19 protein-coding genes and 1 riboswitch are annotated in these 17,079 nt (G+C 63.1%); of the genes, 14 read left to right on the plus strand and 5 right to left on the minus strand.

Annotated features, from left to right (window positions below; translation table 11 throughout):
- Window positions 1–14 precede the first annotated feature (14 nt).
- Window positions 15–1,853, minus strand: coding sequence for a Hint domain-containing protein (locus ACELLULO517_RS05090; RefSeq protein WP_227306228.1), 1,839 nt, complete (start codon window positions 1,851–1,853; stop codon window positions 15–17).
- A gap of 812 nt (window positions 1,854–2,665) precedes the next feature.
- A riboswitch (TPP riboswitch) is annotated at window positions 2,666–2,783 on the plus strand.
- Window positions 2,784–2,865: 82 nt separating this feature from the next.
- Here ACELLULO517_RS05090 and thiO point away from each other — a divergent pair.
- From thiO to ACELLULO517_RS05110, 4 genes are read left to right on the plus strand one after another with little or no spacing between them, the layout of a single operon-like run.
- Window positions 2,866–3,867 carry a glycine oxidase ThiO gene (thiO, locus tag ACELLULO517_RS05095; protein WP_227306229.1) on the plus strand — a complete coding sequence of 334 codons (1,002 nt, stop codon included), beginning with the start codon at window positions 2,866–2,868 and terminating at the stop codon, window positions 3,865–3,867.
- Complete coding sequence (gene thiS, locus ACELLULO517_RS05100) at window positions 3,848–4,045, plus strand: sulfur carrier protein ThiS (RefSeq protein ID WP_227306230.1); 198 nt, start codon at window positions 3,848–3,850, stop codon at window positions 4,043–4,045. The genes thiO and thiS overlap by 20 nt, the downstream gene beginning before the upstream one ends.
- Window positions 4,046–4,049: 4 nt before the next feature.
- Window positions 4,050–4,820, plus strand: a complete 771-nt coding sequence (locus ACELLULO517_RS05105) for a thiazole synthase (RefSeq protein WP_227306231.1) — start codon at window positions 4,050–4,052, stop codon at window positions 4,818–4,820.
- On the plus strand, window positions 4,817–5,440 hold the full coding sequence (locus ACELLULO517_RS05110) for a thiamine phosphate synthase (RefSeq protein WP_227306232.1): 624 nt from the start codon (window positions 4,817–4,819) through the stop codon (window positions 5,438–5,440). The genes ACELLULO517_RS05105 and ACELLULO517_RS05110 overlap by 4 nt, the downstream gene beginning before the upstream one ends.
- A gap of 20 nt (window positions 5,441–5,460) precedes the next feature.
- Here ACELLULO517_RS05110 and ACELLULO517_RS05115 read toward each other — a convergent pair whose 3' ends face one another.
- Entirely contained in the window at window positions 5,461–6,252 is a 792-nt protein-coding gene (locus ACELLULO517_RS05115; protein WP_227306233.1) for a LysR family transcriptional regulator, read from the minus strand.
- Window positions 6,253–6,354: 102 nt separating this feature from the next.
- Here ACELLULO517_RS05115 and ACELLULO517_RS05120 point away from each other — a divergent pair, with 102 nt between their 5' ends.
- Window positions 6,355–6,615, plus strand: a complete 261-nt coding sequence (locus ACELLULO517_RS05120) for a hypothetical protein (RefSeq protein WP_227306234.1) — start codon at window positions 6,355–6,357, stop codon at window positions 6,613–6,615.
- Between the two features lie 83 nt (window positions 6,616–6,698).
- On the opposite strand, the gene ACELLULO517_RS05125 is transcribed toward ACELLULO517_RS05120, so the two are convergent.
- Window positions 6,699–7,202: a GNAT family N-acetyltransferase gene (locus tag ACELLULO517_RS05125; RefSeq protein WP_227306235.1), complete on the minus strand. Its 504-nt coding sequence runs from the start codon at window positions 7,200–7,202 to the stop codon at window positions 6,699–6,701.
- 61 nt (window positions 7,203–7,263) lie between these two features.
- On the opposite strand from ACELLULO517_RS05125, the gene ACELLULO517_RS05130 reads away from it, so the two are divergent.
- Window positions 7,264–7,809: a mismatch-specific DNA-glycosylase gene (locus tag ACELLULO517_RS05130; protein WP_227306236.1), complete on the plus strand. Its 546-nt coding sequence runs from the start codon at window positions 7,264–7,266 to the stop codon at window positions 7,807–7,809.
- Here ACELLULO517_RS05130 and msrB read toward each other — a convergent pair.
- Window positions 7,775–8,182, minus strand: coding sequence for a peptide-methionine (R)-S-oxide reductase MsrB (msrB, locus tag ACELLULO517_RS05135; RefSeq protein ID WP_227306902.1), 408 nt, complete (start codon window positions 8,180–8,182; stop codon window positions 7,775–7,777). The two genes, ACELLULO517_RS05130 and msrB, sit on opposite strands and share 35 nt — an antisense overlap.
- A gap of 153 nt (window positions 8,183–8,335) precedes the next feature.
- On the opposite strand from msrB, the gene ACELLULO517_RS05140 reads away from it, so the two are divergent.
- The 8 genes from ACELLULO517_RS05140 (at window position 8,336) to ACELLULO517_RS05175 (ending at window position 14,411) form a co-directional block, all read left to right on the plus strand.
- Window positions 8,336–8,932, plus strand: a complete 597-nt coding sequence (locus ACELLULO517_RS05140) for an anthranilate synthase component II (RefSeq protein WP_227306903.1) — start codon at window positions 8,336–8,338, stop codon at window positions 8,930–8,932.
- A gap of 37 nt (window positions 8,933–8,969) precedes the next feature.
- The gene (gene trpD / locus ACELLULO517_RS05145; protein ID WP_227306237.1) at window positions 8,970–10,007 is read left to right on the plus strand and encodes an anthranilate phosphoribosyltransferase; all 1,038 of its coding nucleotides are present in this window, start codon (window positions 8,970–8,972) and stop codon (window positions 10,005–10,007) included.
- 7 nt (window positions 10,008–10,014) lie between these two features.
- Window positions 10,015–10,842: an indole-3-glycerol phosphate synthase TrpC gene (gene trpC / locus ACELLULO517_RS05150; RefSeq protein WP_227306238.1), complete on the plus strand. Its 828-nt coding sequence runs from the start codon at window positions 10,015–10,017 to the stop codon at window positions 10,840–10,842.
- A 292-nt stretch (window positions 10,843–11,134) separates the two neighbouring features.
- Window positions 11,135–11,626 carry a cyclic pyranopterin monophosphate synthase MoaC gene (moaC, locus tag ACELLULO517_RS05155; protein ID WP_227306239.1) on the plus strand — a complete coding sequence of 164 codons (492 nt, stop codon included), beginning with the start codon at window positions 11,135–11,137 and terminating at the stop codon, window positions 11,624–11,626.
- Complete coding sequence (locus tag ACELLULO517_RS05160; RefSeq protein ID WP_227306240.1) at window positions 11,623–12,828, plus strand: molybdopterin molybdotransferase MoeA; 1,206 nt, start codon at window positions 11,623–11,625, stop codon at window positions 12,826–12,828. Before moaC ends, ACELLULO517_RS05160 begins: the two co-directional genes overlap by 4 nt.
- An 84-nt stretch (window positions 12,829–12,912) precedes the next feature.
- Complete coding sequence (locus tag ACELLULO517_RS05165; RefSeq protein WP_227306241.1) at window positions 12,913–13,104, plus strand: YqaE/Pmp3 family membrane protein; 192 nt, start codon at window positions 12,913–12,915, stop codon at window positions 13,102–13,104.
- A 143-nt stretch (window positions 13,105–13,247) separates the two neighbouring features.
- Window positions 13,248–14,045, plus strand: a complete 798-nt coding sequence (locus tag ACELLULO517_RS05170; protein ID WP_227306242.1) for a FadR/GntR family transcriptional regulator — start codon at window positions 13,248–13,250, stop codon at window positions 14,043–14,045.
- Window positions 14,046–14,114: 69 nt separating this feature from the next.
- Window positions 14,115–14,411: a putative quinol monooxygenase gene (locus tag ACELLULO517_RS05175; RefSeq protein WP_227306243.1), complete on the plus strand. Its 297-nt coding sequence runs from the start codon at window positions 14,115–14,117 to the stop codon at window positions 14,409–14,411.
- 15 nt (window positions 14,412–14,426) lie between these two features.
- Here the strand turns inward: ACELLULO517_RS05175 and ACELLULO517_RS05180 are convergent, their stop codons facing one another.
- The gene (locus ACELLULO517_RS05180; protein WP_227306904.1) at window positions 14,427–16,829 is read right to left on the minus strand and encodes a putative bifunctional diguanylate cyclase/phosphodiesterase; all 2,403 of its coding nucleotides are present in this window, start codon (window positions 16,827–16,829) and stop codon (window positions 14,427–14,429) included.
- Between the last annotated feature and the right edge of the window lie 250 nt (window positions 16,830–17,079).

Here is a 17,079-nt window from a genome sequence, read left to right on the forward strand (position 1 = left end):
TGCGGTCGTGATGATCAACCGGCGCGCATCGTTTTGGGCGTTGCTGTCAGACCGCAATTGTCGTGCAGGCGCGCGCGCAGGCGATGGACCGCATCGCCGTCGACACGAAGCGGCGCATAGGCCAGCGCGTCCCGGACAAAGGCGAGGTCGCGCGCGTCCTCGCCCCAGGCCGGATGAAGATTGACCACCCGCCCCTCACCGAAGGACAGGCTGTCGCCGGTATCGAGATAGCTTTCCGTGGGCAGGCCCTCGGCCAGCAGCACATCGTGATCCGCCAGCGCGATATGGAAATAGGTCAGGACCGCGACCGTCTCCTGCCGGACGGAGGTTCCGTTGATCAGGTGTTTGACGGGAATCAGGACATCCTCCGCAAAAACCGCATGATCCGGCGACAGGACCAGATCACGCTCCGGCAGTCCTTCGCCGAAAGCCCCGGCTGTAATCCGCACCGGCAGGATTTTGTCGGGCGCGCGATGCCGCGCGCAATCGATGCGGCGCGATCCGATCCAGGTAATGGGCCGGAACACGCCGCCGATCGTCTCGACAAGGTCACCGACCACCAAATGCTCGACCGCGACGTCACCCCGATCGGTCCGCAGATGCGTGCCGCGCGCGAAGCAGGCGACCGAATCGGGCTCCACTTCCACGATCAGCGGATGATCCGTGATCCCGAGTGCAACCGAACTGACATTGTGCAGGGTTTCGAGCAGGGTATTCTCGGCCAGCGGGTCAAAGACTTCGACCGTCTGGTAGCTGGTGCCGAGATCGACCGTGACCGTTGTGGTCGGCGCCGTTATTTCCGCCCCCGTCAGTTCGTCCCAGATCGCAGGCTCGTTCCATACGACGATGTCGGTGGCGCCGTCCGATTTCTGCAGTTCCAGACTATTGCCGGTCAAAGGCAGGTCAAAGAGCGCGTAGGTGAGATAGGTTGGCGTGAAGCTGGCGGCATTGGCGCCGGTATCGGCCAGGATCGTCGTCAGGTTATGAATGCCGACCGCCGCTTCCTTCGGCTGGCCGGTATAGTCGAACAATCCGTAGCCGCTATCGCCCTGCGACGATCCGGGCGCATAGGCATCAAGCAACTGGTAGAGATAGGTCTCCGCAATGCCGTTCTTGGCATCGTCCATCAGAAGATCGAGCGTGTACTTGGCCTGAACGTCCTGGTTGACATCACCGGTGGTGCCGCCGTTGGTGCTATAGCCGGTCTCGGTATAGACGGCGGGGCCGATGCCCAATACCTCATTGCCGAGCGCGATGATCGGGGTGACGGCCAGATAAGGCGGCTCACCGTTATTCGGATAAGGGTGCTGCGTGTCGTTATCGGCTAGCCCCGGCTCCAGATAAGGGTCGGGCCCGACACCGATACTGCCCGCATTATAGCCGGTGAAATAATCGACGGCGACGCCCGTCAAGGTCGGGTCGTTTTTGACATCCGCGTATAGGGCTTCCTGTAGCGCGACGGCGCCGTCCAGACCGCTGATACCGTCAAAGGTCAGCGGGAAATTATTGACCTCATTGGCGCCTTCCACGGCGATGACGCTGCCGGGATAGCTAGCTTCCAGCTGATCGATCAGATCCAGCGCGGCGGTGATGCTGGCATCAGTCACGTCTCCGCCCGAGAAAGGCTCGATCGTGAATTTTATGCCGGCGGCGGCGAGCGTTTCATAGCTTTGCAGCGGCGCCGTTCCGCCCGTCTCCTCTGCGATCGAGTCCCTGACATTGGAAATGCCAAGATAAGCCAGATCATCGATGACAGTTTGGGTTTTGGCATAAGTGCCGTCGGTATATTCCAGTCGTGTGTTGACACCGATGGAACCGATGAAGTCCGCAGCACGTTCAACGGTCGAGCTCATGTCATCTCCAGAGGGATTCTCAGGTTTTGTCTGTGACAAACTGTCTCGACTGGATAGCGCAGGCTTTGCCGCCGGCACAATCAGAAGATCGCGTCAAATTCCCTTTCTTTGCTTGGTCTTTGCAGATCAACCTCCGGGTCGGACTATCAAATGACTTAGTCATTAACGCGCGATGCCTTCTCGGCTTCTGTGAGGGATAGGTTGGATTCCGTCGGACTCTCATGAAAATAGGTTAAGCATGAGGCTTGATTCGATTTTCGTCCCGAGTGTCAAAATTCCCGAAATTGCGCATCGCTCTCGTCAATCGCGCTATTCGAGAGCATAGTTGAGTAATTAAATGACAATGCAACGTTTCACTTAAAAAAATACTTATAGAAAAATCAAATAAGAAAAATGATAAAAGGATGAATAGGCGGTTGGATTGAAAACTTGTCCAATTTGTTTAGAAATTGTCTTTTTTGAAGAAGGATTTGCACAGCGATCGATGCATTGGATGCAAGATCAACCTAGCGATCGCGTCGGTGCTGTGAACGCGAAACAGAACAAGGTTCGATAGGAATGTTTCGGCAGGCAAGCAATGCTATTTGCCGAACCGGCATCGACCCGATGGGCCAGATCAACGGGGCGGTTTTCCTGCGGGTTGCCGCCAGCCGCGCTAGGAGCGCGTGATTTGCCCCGACCATAATTAAGCAAATTGGGTTAATTAAAAAGATAAAATAGCAAGCAGCCGAGTTTTTCTCAGTCAAAAGGATTATGGCCGGGGCCAGCCCTTAGCTTCAACCTTTGACGGCCGGGCCCGGCCAGCCTAGGCTGAGCCTACCAAGGGGAGCCCCATAGAGGGGCTGAGAGGCCATTCGGGATGTCCCGGCTTGGCGACCCTTAGAACCTGATCCAGGTCATGCTGGCGAAGGGATGGACCGTCTCCGGAGCCCGCTACCCTTAAAGGGGTGCGCCGGACCAAGCCCCTCTCCCCTTGTCAGTCTGGCCTGGTCGACAGATAGGGCGGCCAGCGGTGCAGGTAACAGTGATCGGCGCGGGCATTGCGGGGCTCACCACGGCCTGGGCGCTGGCGGAAGCGGGCGCCGAGGTGCGGGTGATGGAGCGGAGCGCGGCGCTCGGCGCCCTCGCCTGCTCCCGCTATGCCGGCGGCATGCTGGCACCCTGGTGCGAGGCGGAATCGGCTGACGCCCTGGTCGTGGCACTGGGCCAGGAGGCCTTGCGCTACTGGCCGAAGGTTCATGCGGCTACCGTCCAGCGCGGCAGCCTGGTGCTCGCGCCCGGACGCGATGCGCCCGACCTGGCCCGGTTTGCCCGCCGCACGGAGCGCTTCCAGACCCTGGACGCGGACGGCATCGCGGCTCTGGAGCCGGACCTCGCCGGGCGTTTCCGCAGCGGTCTTTTTTTCCCCGACGAAGCGCATCTGGACCCGCGCGCCGTGCTGCCGGCCTTGGCCGATGCCCTGACAGCGCGCGGCGTGTATTTCGATTTCGGCCGCGAGACCGATGCCGATGACCCGTCTTTGGGCATTGTCGCGGATTGCCGAGGCTTGGCCGCGCAGGACCGGCTCGCGGATCTCCGCGGTGTCAAAGGCGAAATGCTCATCCTGCGCTGCCCTGCCCTCACCCTCAGCCGGCCAATTCGCCTGCTGCATCCACGCTTTCCGCTCTATATCGTGCCGCGCGGCGACGGCGTCTTCATGCTGGGTGCCACGATGCTGGAGAGTGGAGAACGCAACCGTGTCACCGCACGCTCGGTCGTGGAACTGCTCAATGCTGCCTATGCGTTGCATCCGGCCTTTGCCGAGGCTGAGATTCTGGAAATGGGCGCCGATGCGCGGCCGGCTTTCCCTGACAATCTGCCGCGCCTGCGCCCCTTCGGGAAACAGAGCCTGCGCGTCAACGGTCTTTATCGGCACGGCTTTCTGCTCTCGCCAGCACTCGCCAGACGGGCGGCCGACTATCTGCTTCACGGCACAAGATCACGGGAGGTGATGGATGAAAATCCGGGTCAATGATGAAGAAAAGACTGTCACGGGCGCCAGTCTGGCCGATGCGCTCGCGGAACTCGGCTATGACGGCGCGGTCATCGCGACCGCCGTCAACGGGGATTTCACGCCGCGTCAGAGGCGCGCGCAGCTTATGCTGAACGAGGGCGACAGGCTGGAACTGCTCGCCCCGATGCGCGGGGGTTGAGGCGATGGATGTCTATGGCGTTACCCTGTCATCCCGTCTGTTGCTGGGAACATCGCAATACCCCTCGCCCGCCATTATGGCGGAGGCCGTGCGGCGGTCCGGGACAGAGGTCGTCACCTGTTCACTGCGTCGTGAATCCGGGGCCGAGCGACAAGGCCAGGGTTTTTGGTCCATCATCCGCAACCTTGGCGTCCGCGTGCTGCCCAATACCGCCGGCTGTCATTCGGTCAAGGAAGCGGTGACGACCGCGCAGATGGCACGCGAGGTGTTTGAGACGAATTGGATCAAGCTTGAAGTCATCGGCAATCACGACACGCTGCAACCCGACGTGTTCGGCCTGGTGGACGCCGCGCGCATCCTGGCGGCCGATGGGTTCGAGGTCTTTCCCTATACGACCGAGGATCTGATCGTCGGCGAAAAACTGCTGGATGCCGGCTGCCGGGTTCTGATGCCCTGGGGCGCGCCGATCGGCTCCGGCCGTGGTCTCAATAACCTCTACGGCCTCCGCGCCATGCGCGCGCATTTCCCCGATGTGCCCCTCGTGATCGACGCCGGCATCGGCCTGCCGTCCCATGCGGCGCAAGCGATGGAGCTCGGTTTCGACGCCATTCTGCTCAATACTGCCGTGGCCAAGGCCGGCCATCCGGCACGGATGGCGGAAGCCTTTGCCGGCGCCATTACGGCGGGCCGACAGGCCTATGAGGCTGACCCGATGCCGCCGCGCGATATGGCGGAACCTTCCACACCCGTTCTGGGACTGGCGTTTCGTTCATGAAGACCCTTGATCCCTTCTATCTCATTATCGATGACGCATCCTGGCTGCCCCGGTTTCTGCGGCTCGGCGTCCGGTTCTTTCAGCTCCGCATCAAGGACAAGGCGGAGCCGGAGTTGCGCGAGCAAATATGCAGGGCGCGCGATCTTTGCGCCAGGGCCGGTGCTGTCCTTGTCGTCAACGACTATTGGCAGATCGCCATAGACGAAGACTGCGACTTCATCCATCTGGGTCAGGAAGATCTGGAAACGGCGGATCTGCCCGCCATTCGCAGGCATGACGTGAAACTCGGCATCAGCACGCATGACGAGGCCGAGCTGGACCGCGCATTATCGGCCTCACCTGACTATATCGCGCTCGGCCCGGTCTTTCCGACCATTCTGAAACAGATGCCCTGGGCACCGCAGGGCTTGCCGCGCGTGACGGACTGGAAGCGGCGTGTGGGCAGCGTGCCGCTGGTCGCCATCGGCGGGCTGACACCCGAACGCGGCCGCGCGGTGCTGGAAGCCGGTGCCGATAGTGCGGCCGTGGTGACGGATGTGCTGCTTAACAACAACCCGGAGGCTCGCGCGGCAGAATGGCTTGCCGAAACGGCGCCCTGGCGGAGGTCAAGACGAGCGTGACACCGCATCGAACGTCTCGTTTACGGCGCCCGCATGTCCATGGCCGCCATCCGGGCGGGGAAATCCGGAATTGGGTCGGTGGCATTGGTCGCGAAATTCTGCAGCGCCGAACCGGTTAGGATATGGCTTTTTATGACTTCCTCGAACGAGCGATAGGCGTTCGGCCGCCCCCAGGCTTCTCGCTTATGGGCGATATAATTTTGCAGAACCTCATAGGTCCGTAAAAGTCCTGATTGTCGCTGCCGAAGAATTATTGTGCGGTCCATCGCATTGGACAGGAAATTGATCGATATATATTCCAACATACTCAGCAGAGACATGATCAGATCATCGTCTCTCTCATTTATATTTTGAGGTTCAACCACGGTCTTGTTTTCGACATGACGCATGATGAGCGCATTCGCTTCACAAAACTTGTCATTGGTCAGCAGCGTCACCATGATCTGCGCTGTAAACGCCTCGCGCTGCGCCTTGGCCGGCAGCGGATCCTGATCGAGGACAATGCGCGGTCGTGGTGTCTGGCCGCGGAATGCGGCCAGAATGCTGTCATTCAGTTCCAGGATCTCCTGCGCATAGCTTAGAATGTGCTGGCCGTCCGCAGTCAGCCGGACGACGCCGCCCTTGCCGCGCAGCAATAACGGTTTGCCGGTCATGGTCTCCAGCCGCCGCATTTGCATGGAAACGGCCGATTGGGTCCGCCCCACCATCTCTCCGGCTCGGGTGAAGCTACCCATTTCGGCGATGCGGACGAAGGTGCGGAGCAAATCCAGGTCGAGGTTTTCGGGACGACTTAAACCATTCATTTTGTTCATCTACTCATTCGAGCAATTCATTTTACAGCGCCGGGTCCCGACACTACGAGACGGCACAGCTACCTGGCACCCACAATAGTTTGAAATAGAAAGATAATCTCTATGCCTCTTTTCAAAACGAGCATGAGCCGGATGGTTGCCGTCGCGATTTTTGCCGCCGGAACCGGCCTTGGTGCAGGCATGGCGGTCGCCGGCCAGCCGGATATGGAAGGTGCGCTCCATGCCTTGGAAAGCGCTCAAGGTCATTTGAGCCGCGTCACGCAAAACAAAGGCGGACATGCGGCGGCGGCGCGGCAACTCGTCGCGCAGGCGATCTCGGAAGTCCAGGCTGGCATCATGTTCGGTCACGCTCAGGGCGAATAATCGCACCGGCCGGCACAGTCTCGCTTCTCAGACCCCGGGCCGCAAGGCTCGGGGTTTTTCGTGTCTGACAACGTTTCGTAGGGTCAAGACTCTGCTTCTCGGCATTCCGCTTCCGGCAGCAGATCCCGTCGCATGAGCGCGTTTGTCTGTCCCCCGCGCTCGAAATACGCGACCGTTTCCCAACCGCGCTTGGCATAGATGCGCTCGGCCGTGTGCGTATAGAGCCAGAGCGTGGCGATGCCGGCATCGCGGCAGGCCGTCTCCACCGCGTCCATCAGATGCCCGACATAGCCGAAGCCGCGCGCTTCCGGCAGCACGAAGACATCGGCCAGCCAAGGCGTCAGATCCGGCCGTTCGGCGAGATCATGGACGGCCAGGGTTGCCGTGCCGACCGGGGACCCATCAACCAGCAGAACGAAGGTTTGCGGCGGCCCTGACGCCGATACGCCGCTGGCCACATAGTCGCGCGTCTGCGCCCGGTCTTGGCCGAGGTCCTGCCAGAAAGCCGTCCAAAGCCAATCGGTTATCAAGGGAATCAGATCGGGACGATCCGATATCGGCAGGATGCTGATGGGCGTCGCCGGCAAGTCCTTTATCCCCCGAATTGTGGCGCCTGTGGATGCCACGCTATCCCTGCTAGAAGTGGTCATGGACGCGCCAATTCCCGATATTCTGCCCGACCTTCTGACGGACAAGCTTGATCTGGTTATATGCGGCACGGCGGCCGGTGCCGCCTCGGCCGCGCGGGGTGCCTATTACGCCGGCCCCGGCAATCGCTTCTGGCCGATCCTGGCGGAAACAGGGCTGACGCCCCGGCGCTTTCTGCCGCCGGAATTTCCCGCGCTGCTATCGCTGGGGATTGGCCTGACGGATGTCTGCAAGACGGTGTCGGGCCAGGACGAGCATTTGCCGCGTCATGGGTTTGATCGACTGAGGCTGCACGCCGCCATGCAGCGCTATCGGCCGCGGCTGCTCGCCTTCAACAGCAAGCGCGCGGCCTCGGAATTCTACGCCATGCCCACCGGCCGCATCGCCTATGGCATGCAGCCGCCGCTGCCCGAGATGCCGGAAATCTGGGTGCTGCCGTCGACCTCCGGCCTTGCCTGCCGCGCCTGGAACGCGACGCCTTGGCAAGCCATGGCGTCGCGGGTCGCTGCGATCAGGCAGGATCGAAATTCAGCACCAGCCCGTTGATGCAGTAGCGCTGGAAGCTCGGCGGCGGGCCGTCCGGAAAGACATGGCCCAGATGGCCGCCGCAGGTCGCGCAATGCACTTCCGTGCGGACCATGCCGTGGGTGCGGTCCTCGGTATTCTCGACCGAGCCGGGCAGCGGCGTGTCGAAGCTCGGCCAGCCGGTGCCGCTTTCGAACTTGGTATCGCCCCGGAACAGCGGCGTGTCGCAGCCCACGCAGGAGAAGGTGCCGGGGCGCTTTTCCTGCAGCAGCGCGCAGGAACCGGGGCGTTCCGTCGCGTGGCCGCGCAGGATCGCGAATTGGTCCGGCGTCAGCTTGGCGCGCCATTCAGCTTCGGTCAGCGTGACCGGGTAGGTCTTTCCGCCCGTCTGCATGTCCATGATGTCTGTCCTTTGAAATCCGCCCGTTAAATCGATGGGGAGCGGATCATGCGTTCATATGGGTAGCCCGGCCCTATCCTGGGCCGCAACCCAGACGTTCCGGGCTTCCGATTGACCCTGGCCCGCCTCTCCGCGCAGAATATTGGCATGATCCTGCTCATCGACAACTACGATAGTTTTACGTTCAACCTCGTGCAGTTTTTCGGCGATCTCGGCGCCGAATGCGAGGTCTGGCGTAATGACGCGCTGTCCGTGGCGGACGTCATGGCCAAACAGCCGGAAGCGATCGTGCTGTCGCCCGGCCCTTGCACCCCGAACGAGGCTGGTATCTGCCTCGACGTCATCCAGGCGGCGGCGGGCAAGATCCCCCTATTCGGCGTCTGCCTGGGCCATCAGGCCATCGGCCAGGCCTTCGGCGGCCAGGTGCTGCGCGCGCCCGCGCCCATGCATGGCAAGATCAGCCCCGTCACCCACGCCAATTCGGATATTTTCGAGGGCCTGCCCTCGCCCTTCAATGCGACCCGCTATCACAGCCTGATCGTCGAGCGGGAGACGCTGCCGGAGGTTCTGGTGCCGACCGCCTTCACGGAAGACGGTCTGATCATGGGTCTGCGGCATCGCAGCCTGCCGGTCTTCGGGGTGCAGTTCCACCCCGAAAGCATCGCCAGCGAACACGGCCACAAGATCCTGTCGAACTTCCTGGATATCGCCCGCGGCCGGAACCATCCGGCCCGGGCCGCCTGACCCGGATCGGCCAATCCGCGATGATGAGTGTAAGCGCATGAGCGGCGCGATCCGCCCCCTTTTGGCGCGCCTGGCCCGCGGGGAAACGCTGACCGAGGCCGAGGCCGAGGGCGCCTTTTCGGCTATCATGACCGGAGACGCGACCCACGCGCAGATCGCGGGCCTTCTTATGGCCATGCGGGTGCGTGGGGAGACGGTGGCCGAAATGGTCGGTGCCGTACGTGCGCTGCGGGCGCGGATGGTGGCGATCCAGTCGCCGCCCGGCGCGATCGACGTCTGCGGCACCGGCGGCGATGAGCAGGGCACGCTGAATATCTCGACCGCCGTTACCTTCGTTGTTGCTGGCTGCGGCGTGCCGGTGGCCAAGCACGGCAATCGTGCGCTGTCGTCCAAATCGGGTGCCGCCGATGTGCTGGAGCATTTGGGCATCGGCGTCGCCATGCCGCCTGCCGCCCTGGAAGACCTGCTGACCCGCACCGGCTGCGTGTTTCTGTTCGCCCCCGCCCATCACCCGGCTTTGCGTCATGCGGCGCCCGTGCGGGCCGAACTCGGCACGCGCACCTTGTTCAACCTGCTTGGGCCGCTGGCCAATCCCGCCCGCGTGCCGCGCCAGTTTACCGGCGTCTATGCCAATCATTGGACAAGGCCGGTGGCGGAGGCGCTTGGCCATCTCGGCACGGAAGCCGCCTGGATCGTCCATGGCCAGGGGCTGGACGAGCTGACGCTGGCTGGCCCCAACCATGTTTCCATTCTCAAGGATGGAAAGGTCGAGGATGTCATCCTCCATGCCGGCGATGTCGGCCTGCCGCAGGCGCCGCTATCGGCGCTGCGCGGTGGTGACGCCGCCGCCAATGCCGGCGCGCTGCAACGCCTGATGGAGGGCGAGACCGGCCCTTACCGCGATACGGTCATCCTCAACGCCGCCGGGGCGCTGGTCGTCGCCGGCCGCGTCGGCAGCCTCGCCGAAGGCGTCATGGCTGCCACCACCGCCATTGATGAGCGCCGCGCACGCGGCGCGCTTGACACGCTGCGCCGGGAAAGCCAGCTCCATTCCCAAGCCAATCCCAAGCACTGACGGAAGCATGAGTTCACATATCCACGACGTTCTGATCCAGATCTGCAACGATACGCGTGCCGAGACCGCCCGCCGCAAGGCAGAGGAGCCGGTGGAGGCGTTGAAGCAGCGGATCGCGGCGCAGACGCCGCCGCGCGGCTTCGGCCGCCGTCTGATGGATCACGTCAATCTGCATCGCGTCGCCTTGATCGCCGAGGTCAAAAAGGCATCGCCCTCCGGCGGGCTGATCCGCACGGATTTCAATCCGCCTGCCCTCGCCCAGGCCTATCAGGATGGCGGCGCCACCTGCGTCTCGGTTCTGACGGACGAGAAATATTTCCAGGGTGAGACTGCGCATCTGGTCGCGGTGCGCGAGGCGGTGTCGATGCCGGTGCTGCGCAAGGATTTCATCCTTGAACCCTGGCAGGTGTACGAGAGCCGGGCGATGGGCGCGGATTGCATTCTGCTGATCCTGGCGGCTTTGTCGGACGATCAGGCGCGGGAGCTGGAAGCCCTCGCCCGCGCGCTCGACATGGACGTGCTGGCCGAAGTGCATGATGAGGCTGAGCTTGGCCGTGCGCTGGGTCTGCAGACGCCCTTGATCGGCATCAATAACCGCAATCTCAAGACCTTGAAGACCGATCTTCAAACGGCAGTGACGCTGGCGCCGCAGGTGCCGCCCGACCGGTTCCTGATCGCCGAAAGCGGCATTCAGACGCCGGCTGATGTGAAGCGCCTCGTCGATGCCGGGCTGCAATGCTATCTGGTCGGCGAAAGCCTGATGCGGCAGGACGATGTCGCCCAGGCCGTGCGCGACCTGATCGGCGCGCAGCGCACAGAAGACGCCGCCGCCTAGAGCGTTTCCTGTTCGCTTATGCTCACAGGTGCCGCTCTAGACTATTGTTTTTGCGAGCATCTTCACCCGGACAGATGATTCCATCTGACCGGGATCTGCTCTAAAGTCTGCCAAAGTTGATTGTAACGGTCACCCAAATCCGTCATGGCCGGGCTTGACACGGTCATCCAATCGTTGGGGCACCGCTACGAATGGATCCCCGGGTCAAGCCCGGGGAAGACAGATTTTGGGTTGGCCAGCCAAGTTTCTATCAAAATCGAGCGAATTTAACGTCTGTCAGGAGCCGGCCTCGATGAGCGACAAGACGGGCGAGCGGCTGACCCATTTTGACGCTTCGGGCCAGGCCGCCATGGTCGATGTCTCGGCCAAGCCGGAAACGACGCGGGAAGCCACGGCCCGCGCCCGCATCAGCATGCAGCCCGCGACCTTCGCGCTGATCGCGCGGGGGGAAGCCAAGAAGGGTGATGTGCTGGGCGTTGCCCGCCTGGCCGGCATCATGGCCGCGAAGCGCACGGCCGATCTGATCCCGCTTTGCCACCCGCTGCCGATTGCGGCCGTGACCCTTGCTTTCGAGAGCGACGCCGCTGCCTCCGCCATCGACATCATCGCGACCGTCCGCACCACCGGCCGCACGGGCGTGGAGATGGAGGCGCTGACGGCGGCATCCATCGCCGCGCTGACGATCTATGACATGTGCAAGGCGGTCGATCGCGGCATGGTGGTGGACGGGCTGCGCGTCACCGCCAAATCCGGCGGCGCTTCCGGGGATTTTTCAGCACCATGATTTCCGTCACCGAAGCCCGCAGCCGGATTCTGGCAGGGCTCACGCCCACGGCCGGCGAAACGGTCTCTCTGATGGAGGCCCTTGGCCGCGTGCTGGCCGCCCCGCTGACGGCCCGCCTGTCCAATCCGCCGGCCGATGTCTCGGCCATGGACGGCTATGCGGTGCGGGCCGAGGACGCCTTGGTCGGCGCCCGTCTGCGGCTGATCGGCGCGGCCCCGGCCGGCCATCCTTTCCCGGACAGGCTCGAACGCGGCGAGACCGTGCGGCTGTTCACGGGCAGCGTCGTGCCGGCAGGGGCCGACAGCATTCTGATCCAGGAGAATGCAACGGCCGAGGGCGATGGGGTCGTGGTGAATGAGGCGACCGCCAGGGGCCGCCATGTCCGTTTCCAAGGTGCCGACTTCACGGCCGGCGAGACGGTCGCGAAGGCCGGGCAGCGCCTGCACCCGCGCCTGATCGGTCTGGCCGCTGGCGCCGGTCACCCTTGGGTTGCCGTCCATCGCCGTCCGCGCGTGGTGATCCTGTGTACCGGTGACGAGATCGCCCTGCCGGGTGAGCCGCTGCCGCCGGGTGGCGTCGTCTCCTCCAACGGACCCGCTTTGGCGGCCCTGGTGCGCGCGGCGGGCGGCGAGCCGATACTGCTGCCCACGGTCCCGGATCAGCTGCCGGCCATCATCGCTGCCGCCGCCGCGGCGCGGGGCGCCGATATGCTGGTCACGACCGGGGGCGCCAGCGTCGGCGCGCATGATCTGGTACAGGAAGGTCTGGCCGCCGCCGGGCTGGTGCTGGATTTCTGGCGGATCGCCATGCGGCCGGGCAAGCCGCTGATGCATGGCAAGCTGGGCGATGTGCCGATGCTGGGTCTGCCCGGCAATCCGGTCTCCGCGCTCGTTTGTGGGATTCTTTTCCTAGTTCCCGCGATCGAGCGTCTGCTCGGCCTGCCGGGCGACGCGCCACTGGCCGAACCCGTGCGACTGGGCGCCGATCTGCCGGCCAATGACATAAGGGAGGATTACGTCCGCGCGTCCCTGCTGGTGCGGGAGGATGGCGGCTGGGCCGCCTACCCCTACAAGACCCAGGATTCAGGACAGATCAGCCGGCTGGCGGCGGCCGACGCACTGCTGGTGCGGCCACCCTTCGCCCCGGCTTTGGCGACGGGCGAGATGGTGCCGGCGATCAGGCTCGGCCCGCTCGGCTTTTAAGGGCCAGGATGACATCGGGCATTTTCGCACTATCTTAAGAAGCAGTCGGTGATGTCGCCGCGCGTCTTTTATGTCGAGGGTTCTATGCGTCTTCTCCTGGCGCTGCTTCTGCCGGCGGTTTCTTTCTTCTTCATCGGTCGTCCCTGGTCCGGCATTCTTTGCCTGTTCCTGCATCTGACCATCATCGGCTGGATCCCGGCGGCGATCTGGGCAGTCTATGCCCTCAATCAATATGAGACCGATAAGAAGCTGCGCCTGGCCGGCTGGAACCGCTGACGCTTCGGACTTTCGCTTTCCCTGCCGGCGAAGATAGAAAAATGACGAGTTGTCATTTATGTGATTAATCATTGCGATCCCATCATCGTATCGTTTACCGAACGGATGACCAAGTCAGGTCAGCCGATGGTAAAGGGCGATGAATGGCCCGCATATTCAGTCCGGTCGCCCCTCGCCGTCCTGGTGCCGGTCCGCGCGTCCGCAAACGACCGCAAGCCGCCCATGATATGGTCATGCGCGGCATCGGCCTCGATATCGTCTCCGGCCATTATCCCGCCGGCAGCCTGCTGCCGGCCAAGGAAATCCTCAGTCGCCAGTTCAAGGTTTCGAACAGTACGTTGCGCGAGGCTTTGCAGAAGCTGTCCTCCAAGGGCATGATCCATCCCAAGACCCGCGTCGGCACGCGGATATTGGCAGAGCGGCACTGGAATATGTTCGATGCCGATATCCTGGACTGGCGCTTCGCCGCAGGTGTCGATCGTTCCTTCCTCGCGCATCTTTTCACGCTGCGCCAGGCTTTCGAGCCGATGGCGGCTGCCATCATGGCGACCCGCCGGACGGAGGACAGCTTGCGACAGCTCACGCAATTGGCGGCACAGATGACGGTCGCCGGACAGGACCGTGCAGCGATCGCGGCCGCCGACCTCGCCTTTCATCTTTTGATTCTCGAAAGCACCGGCAATCCCTTTCTGCAATCGATCGGTGCGCTGATTCGCACCGCGCTGCTGGCGAGTTTCGCGATGAGCACACCCGACGAAACCAACGGGCACGGCGCCCAAGCGCCGCACGACCACGGGCCATTGGTCGCAGCGATCGCGGCGGGTGACGCGCAGGCAGCGGCCGACGCGATGTTGGCGGTGATCCGCGCCGGCTGGATCAATCTCGGTGGCACGGAACTGCCCGATCTCGCGACGCTTCGCCTGGGAAGGTTCTTGGCTTGAACCGACTGGTCGGCCGGCAAGTCATTGCCTAATCTGATAGCCGGACATCACCGCTCACGGAAAACCGCTATGCCCAAAGCCCTTTACGCGACCTTTGAAGTCCTGCCCGGGCAGGAAGAAACACTGCGGCAGATGATGGCCGATCTGACCCAGGCGGTGCGGGCCGAACCCGGCTGTCTGCGCTTCGTCGCTTACACGCGCGCCGATAATCCGCTTGCCTTTCACGTCGATGAAATCTACGCCGATGACGCTGCCTTTGCCGCGCATATCGGCAGCGCCCATGGCCGCGCCTTCAATGCCGCGATTGCGGATAAGGTCGTCGGTGGCGGTTCCACGGTCTATTTTCTGGACGCAACGGAGCGCTGAGCTGGGCCGGGCCGGTCAGAAACCCATGCCCTCGCGCGCCGCCGGATTGTAGAGGCCTTCGGCGATCTTGCGCTGGATCGTTGCAAAAGACTGCGGCCGGTCGAACAGATAGCCCTGCGCCAGATCGCAGCCGAAGCTGCGCAGGATCTCGAACTGTTCCCGCGTCTCGATTCCCTCCGCTGTCGTCATCATGCCGAGCTTCGCGCCGAGCCGAACGACCGATTCGACGATGGCGACCGAATCCGCGCGCGTCTCGATCTGGCTGACGAAGCTGCGGTCGATCTTGATCTTGTCGAAAGGAAATTTCTGCAAATACCCGAGCGAGGCATAGCCGGTTCCGAAATCGTCCAGCGCCACGGTGACGCCGAGCGCGCGCAGCTCGCGCAGCATGGCGCGCACGTCGTCACCGTCCTGAAGCAGGGCGCTTTCGGTGACTTCCAATTCCAAGCGCTGCGCCGCCAATCCGCTCCGCGCGAGCGCCGCCTCGACGACGCGGGGCAATTGCAGGGACCGGAACTGCACCGGGGATAGATTGACCGCGATACGGACATCCTCCGGCCAGTTCATGGCGGTGCGGCAGGCCTCACCGATCACCCATTCGCCCATCGGCAGGATGAGCCTGGTTTCCTCGGCCACCGGGATGAAGCGGTCGGGCGTCACATAGCCCATGGTCGGATGACGCCAGCGCATCAGCGCTTCGAACTGGCGCAGCCGACCGGTCTCGAACGCGAAAATCGGCTGATAGACGAGTTCCAGCTCCTGACGGTCGAGCGCGCTGCGAAGATCGGACGCGATCGCCGAGCGCACGCGAACGACTTCCTCCATCTCGGGCGCGAAGAACCGCCAGGTGCTGCGCCCTTCGGCCTTGGCCCGGTACAGCGCCATATCGGCGCTCCGCAGCAGGCTCTCAGGGTCGTTCATGCCATTATCGGTGCAGAGCGCGATGCCGATGCTGGCGCCTGCGGCCACGCGTTGCCCTTCAAAATAGAAGGGTTCGGCGATGGTGGCGACAATGCGCCGCGCCAGTTCCTCGGTCTCCGCGATGCCGCGGGGTCCCGTCTGAATGATCGCGAATTCATCGCCGCCCAGCCGGGCGACGCTGTCCTCAGGCCCGATGCAACGACGCAGCCGCTCCGCCGCCGCGACCAGCAGCGTATCACCCGCGATATGGCCAAGCGTATCGTTGACGTCCTTGAAGTCATCGAGGTCGAGCAGCAGCAGCGCGAAGAAACTGCCGGCTGCCCGATGATTGAGCGTCGTCTGCAACGACTGCCCGAACATGAGGCGATTGGGCAGGTCGGTCAGCGTGTCATGATGCGCCAGATGCTCCGTCTGCGCGTCGGCCCGCCGCTGCACGGTAATATCCTCAAAGGTCGCGACCCAGCCGCCGTCCAGCATGGGCTTGTGGCCGACCTTGATCGCCTGCTGTTCCGTCTCCGCCAGGAAAGCGATCGGCTCGCTTTGTCCGGTCAGCCCCGGGACGCGGTCGAGAAGCACGCGGCCGACCACGGGCGGCACCAGACCACGCTCCGCCACTTGCGCGAACAGCGCGCCGATATTCCGTCCCGGCGGCGCATCCAGCCAATCGAGCCCGAAGAGTTCCAGAAACCGGTTGTTGCAGACGATCACTTGCCCTGCCCCGTCTGCCATCAGCAGGCCCTGGGACATGTTGTTGAGGGCGGCGTCGAAACGCGCATTCTGCACCGCCAGATCCTGGTCGCGGCTTCGCAACACCGCGTTTTGGGCGTTCAATTCCTCATTGGCCTTCGCGATCGCGCCATGGGCGGAGGAAAGCTGGGAACCGGTGCGCTGCAACTCATCCGTCATCCGGCTGAGACGACGGTAATTTTCCGCCATCAGACGATTGTCGCGCAGCAGGATCACGATCAGGACGATACCGAGGACGATCAGTATGCCGGTAACGGCGGCCGAAATGCTGTGCAGCCATTGCAGGCGGCTTTCACCGGCTTCGATATTGTCGCCGACCGTATTGGCGGTCAGGGACATCAGCTCGACCAGACTGGGTTCGAGCGGTTGCAGCGTTTCCACAATGGACGGCAATGCGCCGGTCTGATCCGGGCGCTCCACCAGCGGCGCGATCTGCTGTACGGCCACCGACAGTCGCGGCAGGATATCCGCGACTTCGGGATGGCCCGCGATGAAATTCGTGAATTCCGTGCGGTTCAAAACCGTGATGCGGTTCTGCAGAATGGCGAAACGCAGGCGCAGCAGCCCGCGCGACGCGCCCGGCAGACCCATCGACAGCCGGGCGGCGGTCGTTTCCACGCGCATCACCTCGGCCGCGCCCTGACTGGCGTCGAAGGCCAGATTATAGCTCGCCAGGCGGTGGGCTGCTGCTGTCTGCTGCAGCACAAGGTAGGACGTCGCCGCTGCCGCCATGGCAAAACAGACGAGCACCCCAGCCAAAAATAGTTTTATCAGGCGGCGCCGGCCTGTCTCGCGCTGAGCCTGCATTGGCTAGATAATGGCCAAGCGTTCCGGCTGCCGCGCAGCCTGGTCGCAGCCGGTCTGGCGTGCGACGTCACGATGACTGCTGCATGGATACAAGATGAGACGCGGCCCCTTTTCGGCGATCAGGATAAGGTGACCGCATCTTGTCCTAGCAAAAAGGGTGCCGTGGTTAACGAATAAGGCGGCACCGATACGT

Origin of the sequence: Acidisoma cellulosilyticum (assembly GCF_020621385.1) — a bacterium.
Classification (GTDB): domain Bacteria; phylum Pseudomonadota; class Alphaproteobacteria; order Acetobacterales; family Acetobacteraceae; genus Acidisoma; species Acidisoma cellulosilyticum.